The organism is Streptomyces roseifaciens (assembly GCF_001445655.1).
Lineage (GTDB): Bacteria > Actinomycetota > Actinomycetes > Streptomycetales > Streptomycetaceae > Streptomyces > Streptomyces aureoversilis.
Map to the genome: position 1 here is coordinate 3,083,508 of NZ_LNBE01000004.1, position 12,484 is coordinate 3,095,991.

The following is a 12,484-nucleotide window of genomic DNA, read 5'->3' on the forward strand; positions in this document are numbered from 1 at the left end:
AGGGCTTGGGCCCTTCCCGGCCCGTTGTCGCGTACGGAGAGCAGAGAAGGAAACATGCAGCTCGTAGTCGGCAGGATCGGCCGCGCCCACGGCATCCGGGGCGAGGTCACGGTTGAGGTGCGCACGGACGAGCCCGAGCTCCGGCTCGGCCCCGGCGCCGTCCTGGGCACGGACCCCGCCGCCGCGGGGCCGCTGACCATCGAGTCCGGCCGCGTGCACAGCGGGCGGCTCCTGCTGCGCTTCGCGGGCGTGGGCGACCGCACTGCCGCGGAGGCGCTCCGTAACATCCTCCTCATCGCCGAGGTGGACCCGGAGGAGACCCCGGAGGACCCCGAGGAGTTCTACGACCACCAGCTGATGGACCTGGAGGTCGTCACGGTCGACGGCACCGTCATCGGCCGGATCACCGAGATCTCCCACCTGCCCTCGCAGGACCTCTTCATCGTGGAGCGGCCCGACGGGGCCGAGGTGATGATCCCCTTCGTCTCCGAGATCGTCACGGAGATCGACCTCGACGAGCAGCGCGCCGTCATCGATCCGCCGCGTGGCCTCATCGACGCCGACGAGGCGGAGATCGCTTCGTCGCGTGAGGCGGAGCATGAGGCGGGGCAGGGCTCCCCGGCCGGTTCCGCGGACGGCTCCGTGAACGGCGGCGGGAACGGCAGCGGGACCGGCTCCGAGCGGGGCGACGCCTGATGCGCCTCGACGTCGTCACGATCTTCCCCGAGTACCTCGAGCCGCTGAACGTCTCGCTCGTCGGCAAGGCGCGGGCACGGGGCCAGCTCGACGTCCGCGTGCACGACCTGCGCGCGTGGGCGCACGACAAGCACAACACCGTCGACGACACCCCCTACGGCGGCGGCCCCGGCATGGTCATGAAGCCGGAGCCCTGGGGCGAGGCCCTCGACTCGATCATCGAGTCGGGCGAGGGGCGGCCCGTGATCGTCGTCCCGACGCCCAGCGGCCGGCCCTTCACCCAGGAGCTCGCGGTCGAGCTCTCCGAGAAGCCGTGGCTGGTCTTCACCCCCGCCCGCTACGAGGGCATCGACCGCCGGGTCATCGAGGAGTACGGCGACCGCGTCGACGTCCGCGAGGTGTCCATCGGCGACTACGTGCTGGCCGGCGGCGAGGCCCCCGTCCTCGTCATGGTCGAGGCCATCGCCCGGCTGCTCCCCGGCGTGCTCGGCAACGCCGAGTCGCACCGCGACGACTCCTTCGCCCCGGGCGCCATGGCCGACCTCCTCGAGGGCCCCGTCTACACCAAGCCCCCGGAGTGGCGCGGCCGCGGCATCCCCGACGTCCTGCTCAGCGGCCACCACGGCAAGATCGCCCGGTGGCGCCGCGACGAGGCGTTCCGGCGCACGGTGCGCAACCGCCCCGATCTGATCGAGCGCGCGGACCCCGCCGCCTTCGACAAGAAGGACCGCGAGATCCTCTCGATCCTGGGCTGGGGCCCCGGCCCCGACGGCCGATTTGGGCGAGTGGCCCCGGACGTGGAAGAATAAGCCGTTGCCCTGCGCCCGGCGTGCGCCCCTGCCACAGGGGGAACGACGCTCGCCCGGTGTTCCGGCACCATCCCCACTTCAGTACGAATTCCGCTGATGACCTGTGGCATCGGCGAGGAAGCAGACGAATATGTCCTCCCTGCTCGACAACGTCAACGCCGCGTCGCTGCGCACCGACGTCCCGGCCTTCCGCCCCGGCGACACCGTGAACGTCCACGTCCGCGTCATCGAGGGCAACCGCTCGCGTATCCAGCAGTTCAAGGGTGTCGTCATCCGCCGCCAGGGCGCGGGCATCAGCGAGACCTTCACGGTCCGCAAGGTCTCGTTCTCCGTCGGCGTCGAGCGCACCTTCCCGGTGCACAGCCCGATCTTCGAGAAGGTCGAGCTCGTCACCCGCGGTGACGTCCGTCGCGCCAAGCTGTACTACCTCCGTGAGCTCCGTGGCAAGGCCGCGAAGATCAAGGAGAAGCGCGACAACTGAGCTTCCGTCCGGCGTCCGTGCCTGGCCGGATAGGCTTTCGGCTCGATGGACACCGACGTACAGCTTTCGGAGCGCGACCGCTCTCCCCGCCCTGCAGAGGGCGCGGAGCAGGGGTCGCGCTCCTCGCGTTTTCCCGCCTCCCCGGCCGCCTGGGCCAAGGCCGCCCGGGCGTGGCTGCGGGGCGGTGGCCCGCTGCGCCGTGCGGGGGTGCTGCTGACGCTCTGCCTGGTCTTCCTGCTGCTGCTCAGCAGCTACGTGGTGCAGCCCTTCCTGATCCCCAGCGGGTCGATGGAGAACACGCTCCGGGTGGGCGACCGGGTGCTCGTCAACAAGCTCGCCTACGGCTTCGGGGACAAGCCGGAGCGGGGCGACGTGGTGGTCTTCGACGGCACCGACTCCTTCCTCCACGATGTGCCGGCGGAGAACCCGGCGGCGGCGCTGATCCGCAAGGGGGCCTCGTCCGTCGGCCTCATGGGGCCCGCGGCGACCGTCTACATCAAGCGCGTGGTGGGTATCGGGGGCGACAGGGTCACCTGCTGCGACGCGCGCGGCCGGCTGCAGATCAACGGATACCCGGTGGACGAGGGCTTCCTCTACCCGGGCGACGCGCCTTCACGCGCGCCGTTCGACGTCGTGGTCCCCGAGGGCAAGCTGTGGGTGATGGGCGACCACCGGGGCGACTCCCGCGACTCCCGTGACCACCTGGGGGAGCCCGGCGGTGGCATGGTGCCAGTGAGCAGGGTTGTCGGGCGGGCCGACTGGATCGGCTGGCCGTTCGGGCGGATGACCGAACTGAAGCGTCCCGAGGTCTACGCGCGCGTGCCGGACGCCGACGCCTCCGCCGGGCACACGGAGAAGCCCGCCGGACGGAGCGGGAGGCCGGGTGGGTAGCAGGGGGCGCACGCTGCCGGGCCCCGCGGGCCCGGCGGATGCGGGGGCACTGGGGGCGGGACCGGCCACGGGGGGCCGCGCCGCGCGGCGGAAGGCGGCGCGGCGGGTCAAACGGCGCCGGCGCCGTTCCGCGGTCAAGGAGGTGCCGATCCTCATAGCGGTGGCGCTCCTGATCGCCTTGGTGTTCAAGACGTTCCTGGTGCAGGCGTTCGTCATCCCTTCCGGCTCCATGGAGCAGACCATCCGGATCGGCGACCGCGTCCTGGTGGACAAGCTGACCCCCTGGTTCGGCTCCCGGCCCCAGCGCGGTGACGTCATCGTCTTCAGGGACCCCGGCGGCTGGCTGGACGGGGAGCAGCTGACGACCGGGCCCGACCCGGTGGGCGTCAAACAAGCCAAACAGCTGCTGACTTTCATCGGCCTGCTTCCGTCCGCGAACGAGCAGGATCTGATCAAGCGTGTGATCGGTGTCGGCGGTGACACGGTCAAGTGCTGCGACGCGAACGGCAAAATCACGGTCAACGGAACGCCGCTCGACGAGCCCTACCTGCACCCCGACAACGCCCCCTCGAAGCTCGACTTCACGGTGCGGGTGCCTCAGGGCCGCTACTTCGTGATGGGTGACCACCGTTCCAACTCGGCTGATTCCCGCTTCCACCTGGACGATCCCGGGCAGGGCACCGTGCCGCAGGAGCTGGTCGTCGGCCGTGCGGTCGTGATCGCTTGGCCGCTGGGCCACTGGCGACAGCTGTCCGAAAGAGACACTTTCGCAACGGTCGATGACGCGCCGCCGGCGGAGGCGCGAGCACGCGGTCCGGCGCATAGTGTGTCCCTCATGGATCAGCAAGGATTGATCCAACTCCCGACCCCTGCGGAACTCCCGCTCGTTATGGGAGTGGTGGGCCTGCGTCGTGTGTACGGCGGCCTGCAGCGTGGAGAGCGGAGCGAGAGGAGTGGATGTGGGGGACTTGGCGGTCGGCGCACGGTCCGGTCACGAAGAGCCCGAGAAGCGGCCCGGGGAGGCTGACGGGTCGCCAGGGGCGGGCGTGCCGGCGGAGGCCATGTCCCAGGCATCCCAGGAGGCTGCGGGCGGACCGGCGCGGACGGACGGCGAAGACGTGAGCCCGGAAGCGGACGGAGAGGGCCCGCGCGGTGCGGCACCCAAGAAGCAGCGGTCCTTCTGGAAAGAGCTGCCGATACTGATCGGCATCGCCCTGGTCCTCGCGCTGTTGATCAAGACGTTTCTGGTGCAGGCGTTCTCGATCCCGTCGGACTCGATGCAGAACACTCTCCAGCGCGGTGACCGCGTGCTGGTGGACAAGCTCACCCCCTGGTTCGGCGCCGAGCCCGACCGCGGCGAGGTGGTGGTCTTCCACGACCCGGACAACTGGCTCGGGGACGAGGCCCAGACGCCCCAGCCCGGCCCGCTGGGCGGCGGCGTGCAGAAGGTCCTCAGCTTCATCGGCCTCATGCCCTCGGCCGAGGAGAAGGACCTCATCAAGCGGGTCATCGCGGTCGGCGGGGACACCGTGGAGTGCCAGAAGGGCGGCCCGGTCAAGGTCAACGGCAAGGCGCTGTCGGAGAAGGACTATCTCTTCCCCGACAACACCCCGTGCGACGACCAGCCCTTCGGCCCGATCAAGGTGCCCAAGGGCAAGCTCTGGGTGATGGGCGACCACCGCCAGAACTCCCTGGACTCGCGCTACCACCCGAACCAGGACCACGGCTTCGTCCCCGTGTCCGAGGTCGTGGGCCGCGCTTTCGTGGTCGCCTGGCCGATCAACCGCTGGTCCTTCCTCGGCGTTCCCGGCACCTTCGACCAGCCGGGGCTGAACGCCGCTGCCGCGGCCGCGCCCTCCGCGCTCGGTCTCGCCGGAGCGGTGCCGCTCGTCCTGTGGCGCCGGCGCAGGCTCACCGCGCGAAGCGGCACCGAGGGGCTCACCCTCCGGAGCGCCCCCAGGGACTGACCGGCAGAGCCTCCCGAAGGGCTGACTCGCCTGCATACCGCCCGGTAGTGTGCGGTTCCCGTGCCCCCGGGCATGCGGAGTCCGATCTTCTACGCGGGGCGGGAGCACTGGGATGAGCGGAGCGGGACGTACGGACGACGGCCACGGCCGCGCGGGCAGGATGCTGTCCGGGCTGGCCGTGGCCGTCGGCTGTGTGCTCTTCCTCGGCGGCTTCGTCTGGGGCGCCCTGCTCTACCAGCCCTACACCGTCCCCACCGACTCGATGGCGCCGACCATCGGGCGGGGCGACCGGGTCCTCGCCCAGCGCATCGACGGCGGCGACGTGCGGCGCGGGGACATCGTCGTCTTCAAGGACAGGCTCTGGGGCGACTCCCCGATGGTCAAGCGGGTCGTCGGCACGGGCGGCGACACCGTGGCCTGCTGCGACGGGCAAGGGCGCATCACGGTCGACGGCAAACCGATCGAGGAACCGTATCTGCAGGCCAAGGGCCCGGCGTCGCCCACCGCCTTCTCCGCCACCGTCCCCGAGGGACAGCTCTTCCTGCTCGGAGACCACCGCAACGACTCCGTGGACTCCCGCGGCCACCTCACCGACGCCTCCCACGGCTCCGTGCCGCGCAGTGCGGTGAAGGCACGCGTGGACGCCACTGCCTGGCCCGTGGGCGGCTGGGGCATGATGGACAGACCCGAGTCCTTCGCCGTCCTCCCGGGCGGCACCTCGCAGCCCGGCCCGCTGCCCCTGGTGCTGACAGCCGTGGTCGCCGGCGCGGTGCTCATCCTGGGCGGCGCGGCGTACGGGCCCGTGGCGCGCTTCGTCACGCCGAGGCGCAGGGAGGAGGTGCCCGCCCATGGCTGAGAAGGGGCACGCCCGCACGGCGGGGGAGACGCCCACCGGAGCGGGGGAGCCGCGCAGGGCGTCACGGGTCGTCCTGCTCGACCCCGACGACCGCATCCTGCTGATGCACGGCTACGAACCGGGCGATCCCACGACGACCTGGTGGTTCACCCCGGGCGGCGGCCTGGAGGGCGCCGAGAGCTGGGAACAGGCGGCGCGCCGGGAGCTGGCCGAGGAGACCGGGATCACAGAGATCGACCTGGGCCCCGTCATGTGGTGCCGCACCTGCTCCTTTCCTTTCGACGGCCGCCGCTGGGACCAGGACGAGCGCTACTTCCTGGCCCGCACCGCGCAGCCCGGGAAATGGACCGGCGGCGGGACGGAACTGGAGCGGCGCAGCGTCACGGGGCTGCGCTGGTGGACCTGCGAGGAACTTCTCGCGACCCGTGAGACGGTGTATCCGACCAGGCTCGCCGGGCTGCTGCGTACGCTGCTCGACGAGGGACCCCCGCGTACGCCGGTGCTCCTGGAGACGGAGCGCGCCTGACGCACAATGGGGGGACGCACGGCTGAAGGGGAACATGCCATGAGCGCCGAGGACCTCGAGAAGTACGAGACCGAGATGGAGCTGAAGCTCTACCGGGAGTACCGCGATGTCGTCGGTCTGTTCAAATACGTGATCGAGACCGAGCGCCGTTTCTACCTCACCAATGACTACGAGATGCAGGTGCACTCCGTCCAGGGCGAGGTCTTCTTCGAGGTCTCCATGGCCGACGCCTGGGTCTGGGACATGTACCGCCCGGCCCGGTTCGTGAAACAGGTGCGGGTGCTCACGTTCAAGGACGTGAACATCGAGGAGCTGAACAAGAGCGACCTCGACCTTCCGGGTGGCTGAGTTCTCCACAACCGACGGGTAATCCACCAAGATCCAACAATTCCGGGTGCCGGCGGCACGGTGGGCGCCGGAGGTGGTGCCCGTGAACGCCCGAGAAGCACTCGGTCGCTACGGCGAGAATCTCGCCGTCCGCCGGCTGGCCCAGGCCGGCATCGTCGTCCTCGAACGGAACTGGAGATGCCGCGAGGGCGAGATCGACATCGTCGCCATGGAGGCCGACACCCTGGTGGTGTGCGAGGTCAAGACCCGCCGCACCGGTGCCTACGAACATCCGATGGCCGCCGTCACCCCGGCCAAGGCCGACCGGCTGCGCCGCCTCGCCGAGCGCTGGCTGGCGCGGCACGGCGGACCGCCCGCGGGCGGCGTGCGGATCGACCTGGTGGGCGTGATCGTCCCCGACCGGGGAGCCCCCGCCGTGGAGCACGCCAAGGGGGTGGCGTGATGGGCTTCGCCCGTACGTGCTCGGTGGCGCTGGTCGGGGTCGAGGGAGTGATGGTCGAGGTCCAGGCCGACCTGGAGCCAGGAGTCGCCGCCTTCACCCTCGTCGGCCTGCCCGACAAGAGCCTGGTGGAGAGCAAGGACCGCGTCCGCGCAGCCGTGGTGAACTCCGGCGCCGAATGGCCGCAGAAGAAGCTGACCGTGGGCCTGAGCCCCGCGGCCGTGCCCAAGGGCGGCAGCGGCTTCGACTTGGCCGTCGCCTGCGCCGTCCTGGCCGCCTCGGAGCGCCTCGACCCCCGGGAGATCGCCGATCTGGTGCTCATCGGGGAGCTCGGCCTCGACGGCCGCGTCCGCCCGGTGCAGGGCATCCTCCCGGCGGTCCTGGCCGCGGCCGACGCGGGCTACCGGCAGGTGGTCGTCCCCGAGCGCACGGCCGCCGAGGCGTCCCTCGTGCCCGGCGTCTCGGTCCTCGGCATCCGCAGCCTGCGCCAGCTGATCGCGGTCCTGACGGACGAGCCGGTGCCCGAGGAGGAGCCGCTGCAGGAGGGCAGCCCGGATCCGATGCTTGCAGGGCTCTCGGTGCCCGGGGCGGGGTTGGGTACGGGGGTCGTGCAGGGGGAGCGCCGGCCCGACCTCGCCGAGGTCGCGGGGCAGGCCAGGGCCCGGATGGCCCTCGAAGTGGCCGCCGCCGGGCGGCACCACCTTCTCCTCCAGGGCCCGCCCGGAGCAGGCAAGACCATGCTCGCCGAGCGGCTGCCCGGCCTGTTGCCGCCCCTCACATCCCAGGAGTCCCTCGAGGTCACTGCGGTGCACTCCGTAGCGGGCACTCTTCCCGCGGGCCAGCCTCTCCTCGACCGGGCCCCGTACTGCGCTCCGCACCACTCGGCGTCCATGCCCTCGCTCGTCGGCGGCGGCAGCGGGCTGCCCCGCCCGGGAGCCGTCTCCCTGGCCCACCGCGGCGTGCTCTTCATGGATGAGGCACCAGAGTTCTCCGGACGGGTGCTGGACGCTCTGAGGCAGCCGCTCGAGTCGGGGCACGTCATCGTGGCCCGCTCCGGCGGTGTCCTGCGGCTGCCCGCCAGGTTCCTCCTGGTCCTCGCCGCCAACCCCTGCCCGTGCGGACGGCACGGCATGCTGGGGGAGGGCTGCGACTGCACTCCACAGGCCGTCAGGCGCTACCGCGCACGCCTGTCCGGCCCCCTCCTGGACCGTGTCGACCTGCGGGTCACGGTCGAAGCAGTGGCCCGTTCCGAGCTGACGGGCCCCCGGGCAGGGGCGGAGACGACCGCCGAGGTGGCCGACAGGGTCCGCGCCGCCCGGGAGCGGGCCGCGGCCCGCCTCGCCGACGTGCCCTGGCAGACCAACAGCGAAGTTCCCGGCCACGAACTGCGGACGCGCTGGCGCGTCGCCCCCGGCGCCCTCGACGAGGCCGAACGCGACATGGAGCGGGGCATGCTGACGGCACGTGGCCTCGACCGCGTGCTGCGCGTCGCCTGGACGGTGGCGGACCTCGCCGGCCACGGCCTCCCCGACGCCTCGGACGTCAACTGCGCGCTCGAACTGCGCACGGGCGTCCACCGCGGCGCGGTCGTGGCCGGAGGCCATCCGTGACGGCCCCCGCCTCCGAGGACCGTGTGGCCCGTGCCGCTCTCACCCGTCTGACCGAGCCCGGGGACGAGCGCGTAGGGCGGTGGATCAGGCAAATGGGCGCCGTGGGGCTGGTGCGGGGGCTCACGGGGGCGGGCCCGGCGCCGCAGGGGGCCGGCCGCGAACGGCTCGCCGGGTGCCGGGAGCGCGCCGCCGCTCTCGACCCCCACGGCGACCTCGACGCCGTCGCCCGGCTGGGCGGCCGCTTCCTCTGCCCCGGAGACCGGGAATGGCCTCAGCAATTGGACGACCTCGGTGATGCCCGCCCGCTCGGCCTCTGGGTGCGCGGCGGGGCCGACCTGCGGCTGTGGGCGCTGCGCTCCGTCGCCGTGGTCGGGGCGCGCGCCTGCACCGACTACGGCTCGCACGTCGCCTCCCTCCTCGGAGCCGGGCTGGCCCGCCGCGGCTGGGTCGTCGTCTCCGGCGCCGCGTACGGCGTCGACGGTGCCGCTCACAGGGGAGCGCTCGCCGCGGGCGGGGCGACCGTCGCCGTGCTCGCCTGCGGGGTCGACGTGCCCTATCCGAGGGGCCACGCCGACCTGATCGACCGGATCGTGGAACGTGGTCTGGTGCTCGCCGAGTTGCCTCCGGGCGGTCACCCCACCCGCAGCCGCTTCGTCCTGCGCAACCGCGTCATCGCCGCATTGACGAGGGGAACCGTGGTCGTGGAGGCCGAGTACCGCAGCGGCTCACTGGTGACGGCCCGTCGCGCGCGGCTGCTGGGCCGCCAGACGATGGGCGTGCCCGGGCCGGTGACGTCGGGCCTGTCGGCGGGCGTGCACGAACTGCTCCGCGAGGACGCCGCCCTGGTCACCGACGCGGACGAGATCGCCGAGCTGGTCGGCGGCATCGGGGACCTCGCCCCCGAGCGGCGCGGTCCCGTCGTCGCGCGCGATCTGCTGGCACCGGCGGCGGCCGTGGTGCTGGAGGCCGTGCCCGGCGGAGACGGCGGGGACGGGGAGCTCATCGCGCGAAACGCGGGCCTGAGCAGGGATCAGACGCTTGCCAGGCTGTACGAGCTGCAGTCGCTCGGTTTCGTGGAACGCCGGGGTGATCACTGGCAGTTGGCCGCTCCGCCGTCAACATCCGACACCTCCAAGCCCCCCGGACGGCGCCCGTCCGCGCGGCGAGGCGGTTCTTGACCTGGGGCGATCGGGTGAAAAGGTTAAGGGGACGACCGCGGCCGCCGATACGGCGAGGCCCGTACCGACGCCGGCCCCCGGCGCCGCACGCCGGCGCTTCCGGCAGGGGAACGTATCCGCACACCGACGAAGAGGACTCATCGCATACCGCAACGCAGCAGTCACGCTACGCTCACGGGATTCCAGCCATTCGTACCACTCGATCCACGTCACAGCAGAACGGCTCAAGACGACGAATGCCCCAGCACACCTCCGGTTCGGACCGCGCGGCGGTGCCGCCCGCGGCACGCGGCCCCGAGCGCCCTCCCGCACCCTCGACGCTCGATGAGCTGTGGCGGTCGTACAAGGCCTCGGGCGACGACCGGCTGCGGGAGCAGCTGATCCTCCACTACTCGCCCCTGGTGAAGTACGTGGCGGGGCGCGTGAGTGTCGGCCTGCCGCCCAACGTCGAGCAGGCCGACTTCGTCTCCTCGGGGATCTTCGGACTCATCGACGCCATCGAGAAGTTCGACCCCGCCCGGGAGATCAAGTTCGAGACGTACGCCATCACCCGGATCCGTGGCGCGATGATCGACGAGCTGCGTGCGCTCGACTGGATCCCGCGCTCCGTCCGGCAGAAGGCGCGCGCGGTCGAGCGCGCGTACGCCACGCTGGAGGCCGAGCTGCGGCGCACGCCCTCGGAGGCCGAGGTCGCCGCCGAGATGGGCATCGCCATCGAGGAACTGCACGGTGTTTTCAGCCAGTTGTCGCTGACCAACGTGGTCGCCCTGGAGGACCTCCTGCACGCCGGCGCCGAAGGCGGCGAGCGGCTGAGCCTGATGGACACCCTCGAGGACACCGCCGCCGACGACCCCGTCGAGGTCGCCGAGGACCGCGAGCTGCGCCGCCTCCTCGCCCGCGCGATCAACACCCTGCCCGAGCGCGAGAAGACCGTGGTCACCCTCTACTACTACGAGGGCCTCACCCTCGCCGAGATCGGGCATGTGCTCGGCGTCACGGAGAGCAGGGTCAGCCAGATCCACACGAAGTCGGTGCTCCAGCTGAGGGCGAAGCTGGCGGACGTCGGCCGCTGACGGGGGCGGCGGGGGTGGCGGGGCCCGGTGAGGCCGGCGAGGCCCCTGAAGGCCGACAGGGGTCCTGCGAGGAGGCGCGGGGGCCGGCGGACCGGTAGGGCCTGTCGGGCCGGCAAGGGGCGCGAATCCTCCCTCGGCGTCGTCCCGCCCCCCGGCAATCCGTAAAGTGGGGACGTGCCCAGGATTCGAGCGGCCTCGGTGGCCGAGCACCGGACGATGCAGCGCGGCGCCCTGCTGGACGCCGCCCGTTCCTTGCTGTCCGAGGGCGGCACGGAGGCGTTGACGTTCCCTGCCCTGGCCGAGCGCACCGGTCTGGCGCGCTCCTCGGTCTACGAGTACTTCCGCTCGCGCGCAGCCGTGGTGGAGGAGCTCTGCGCGGTCGACTTCCCCGTCTGGGCGGCGGAGGTCGAAGCCGCCATGGAGGGCGCGGACACGCCCGAGGCGAAGATCGAGGCGTATGTGCGCCGGCAGCTGGCCCTGGTCGGCGACCGCCGTCACCGCGCCGTGGTCGCGATCTCCGCCGGCGAGCTGGACGCGGGTGCACGCGAGAAGATCCGTGCTGCCCACGGCGGGCTCATCGCGATGGTCGTGGAGGCGCTCGTCGCCCTCGGCCACGAGCAGCCGCGCCTGGCCGCCATGCTGCTGCAGGGCGTGGTCGACGCCGCCGTGCGCCGGATCGAGCTCGGCGCGGCCGAGGAGCCCGACAGCATCATCGAGGCGGCCGTGTCCATGTCGCTGCGCGGCGTCAGGGGCTGACCACCGGCGCGCCGGGCCCGCCCGACAGCGGCAGTAGCCGGGAGGGCGGTCTGCGCAGCATCCACGGCGGCAGCAGGGACAAGGGGTCGAGGTAGACCCGGCCGCGGAGCAGCCCCCAGTGGAGGCAGCCCCCGGAGCAGTGGAACGGGCCCGCCTGCAGCGTGCCGATCACCTGTCCCGCCGCCACCTGGTCCCCTTCCTTCACCGTCGCCTGCACCGGCTCGTACGTGGTCCGCAGCGGCGGCTCGCCCGTCCCCGGGTGCTGCACCGACACCACGCCCCGCCCCGCGACGGTGCCCGCGAACGAGACGGTGCCGGGCGCGGCAGCCCGTACCGGCTGACCGGCGCGGGCGACGAGATCCACCCCTCGGTGCCCGGCCGCCCAGGGCACAGGCGGGGGCCGCCAGGCCCGTGCGAGCAGGGGCCGGTTCCCTCGCGACCCGCTGACGGGCCAGGCCCGCTCGCCCTGCCCCGCGCCGCCCGCCGGCCCGGACGGCCCTGACGGTTTGGATGGCCCAGACGCTTTGGACGGTCCGGGCCGCCCGGGAGGGCCGGGGGGCTCCGGCGGTTCGGGGCCCACGGCCGTGGATGCAGGGGGCGCCCCGGGCGGGGCTTGCGCAGCCCGGGCTCCGGAGGCGGGGGCAGGGGTGGGCGCGGCCGTCTTCGCGGCCCCCGCGCCCGCGGCCGTACCACTGGCCACCGCGCCCGCGAGAACACAGAGCGTGACCACGCCGGCCGCGGCGAGCAGGCGTCGGGTGAAAGATCCGATGAGAGTCATGCCCGTACGGTGGCGGACCCCGGGCATTCGCGGGGATCTTGACGGAGATCTGTGGACTACTCGCGGGTTGTGCACA

General features: G+C 72.5%; 15 protein-coding genes. 14 read left to right on the forward strand and 1 reads right to left on the reverse strand.

All coding sequences use genetic code 11. The features are described from left to right. The first annotated feature begins 54 nt into the window (after window positions 1–54). The 14 genes from rimM (at window position 55) to AS857_RS31110 (ending at window position 11,630) form a co-directional block, all read left to right on the forward strand. Window positions 55–696 carry a ribosome maturation factor RimM gene (gene rimM, locus AS857_RS31045; RefSeq protein ID WP_058046477.1) on the forward strand — a complete coding sequence of 214 codons (642 nt, stop codon included), beginning with the start codon at window positions 55–57 and terminating at the stop codon, window positions 694–696. Further along, window positions 696–1,505 (forward strand): tRNA (guanosine(37)-N1)-methyltransferase TrmD, encoded by an 810-nt coding sequence (trmD, locus tag AS857_RS31050; RefSeq protein ID WP_058046478.1) that lies wholly within the window; start codon window positions 696–698, stop codon window positions 1,503–1,505. Before rimM ends, trmD begins: the two co-directional genes overlap by 1 nt. A 130-nt stretch (window positions 1,506–1,635) precedes the next feature. After that, window positions 1,636–1,986 carry a 50S ribosomal protein L19 gene (gene rplS / locus AS857_RS31055; RefSeq protein WP_030369336.1) on the forward strand — a complete coding sequence of 117 codons (351 nt, stop codon included), beginning with the start codon at window positions 1,636–1,638 and terminating at the stop codon, window positions 1,984–1,986. A 45-nt stretch (window positions 1,987–2,031) separates the two neighbouring features. Beyond that, entirely contained in the window at window positions 2,032–2,877 is an 846-nt protein-coding gene (gene lepB / locus AS857_RS31060) for a signal peptidase I (protein ID WP_058046479.1), read from the forward strand. Next, the gene (lepB, locus tag AS857_RS31065) at window positions 2,870–3,904 is read left to right on the forward strand and encodes a signal peptidase I (RefSeq protein WP_079110744.1); all 1,035 of its coding nucleotides are present in this window, start codon (window positions 2,870–2,872) and stop codon (window positions 3,902–3,904) included. Before lepB (AS857_RS31060) ends, lepB (AS857_RS31065) begins: the two co-directional genes overlap by 8 nt. Then, window positions 3,846–4,844: a signal peptidase I gene (lepB, locus tag AS857_RS31070; protein WP_058047185.1), complete on the forward strand. Its 999-nt coding sequence runs from the start codon at window positions 3,846–3,848 to the stop codon at window positions 4,842–4,844. Before lepB (AS857_RS31065) ends, lepB (AS857_RS31070) begins: the two co-directional genes overlap by 59 nt. Window positions 4,845–4,956: 112 nt before the next feature. Continuing rightward, on the forward strand, window positions 4,957–5,700 hold the full coding sequence (lepB, locus tag AS857_RS31075; RefSeq protein ID WP_058046480.1) for a signal peptidase I: 744 nt from the start codon (window positions 4,957–4,959) through the stop codon (window positions 5,698–5,700). Then, window positions 5,693–6,226 (forward strand): NUDIX hydrolase, encoded by a 534-nt coding sequence (locus AS857_RS31080; RefSeq protein ID WP_058046481.1) that lies wholly within the window; start codon window positions 5,693–5,695, stop codon window positions 6,224–6,226. The genes lepB (AS857_RS31075) and AS857_RS31080 overlap by 8 nt, the downstream gene beginning before the upstream one ends. Window positions 6,227–6,265: 39 nt before the next feature. After that, on the forward strand, window positions 6,266–6,574 hold the full coding sequence (locus tag AS857_RS31085) for a DUF2469 domain-containing protein (RefSeq protein WP_009714730.1): 309 nt from the start codon (window positions 6,266–6,268) through the stop codon (window positions 6,572–6,574). Window positions 6,575–6,656: 82 nt separating this feature from the next. After that, complete coding sequence (locus AS857_RS31090; protein WP_058046482.1) at window positions 6,657–7,016, forward strand: YraN family protein; 360 nt, start codon at window positions 6,657–6,659, stop codon at window positions 7,014–7,016. Then, window positions 7,016–8,623, forward strand: a complete 1,608-nt coding sequence (locus AS857_RS31095; RefSeq protein WP_058046483.1) for a YifB family Mg chelatase-like AAA ATPase — start codon at window positions 7,016–7,018, stop codon at window positions 8,621–8,623. Before AS857_RS31090 ends, AS857_RS31095 begins: the two co-directional genes overlap by 1 nt. Continuing rightward, on the forward strand, window positions 8,620–9,801 hold the full coding sequence (gene dprA, locus AS857_RS31100; RefSeq protein WP_058046484.1) for a DNA-processing protein DprA: 1,182 nt from the start codon (window positions 8,620–8,622) through the stop codon (window positions 9,799–9,801). The genes AS857_RS31095 and dprA overlap by 4 nt, the downstream gene beginning before the upstream one ends. 236 nt (window positions 9,802–10,037) lie before the next feature. Beyond that, the gene (gene whiG / locus AS857_RS31105; RefSeq protein WP_058046485.1) at window positions 10,038–10,874 is read left to right on the forward strand and encodes an RNA polymerase sigma factor WhiG; all 837 of its coding nucleotides are present in this window, start codon (window positions 10,038–10,040) and stop codon (window positions 10,872–10,874) included. Window positions 10,875–11,090: 216 nt separating this feature from the next. Then, window positions 11,091–11,630 (forward strand): TetR/AcrR family transcriptional regulator, encoded by a 540-nt coding sequence (locus AS857_RS31110; RefSeq protein ID WP_058047186.1) that lies wholly within the window; start codon window positions 11,091–11,093, stop codon window positions 11,628–11,630. Here AS857_RS31110 and AS857_RS42150 read toward each other — a convergent pair. Beyond that, complete coding sequence (locus tag AS857_RS42150) at window positions 11,620–11,994, reverse strand: peptidoglycan DD-metalloendopeptidase family protein (RefSeq protein WP_058046486.1); 375 nt, start codon at window positions 11,992–11,994, stop codon at window positions 11,620–11,622. The two genes, AS857_RS31110 and AS857_RS42150, sit on opposite strands and share 11 nt — an antisense overlap. Window positions 11,995–12,484 lie beyond the last annotated feature (490 nt).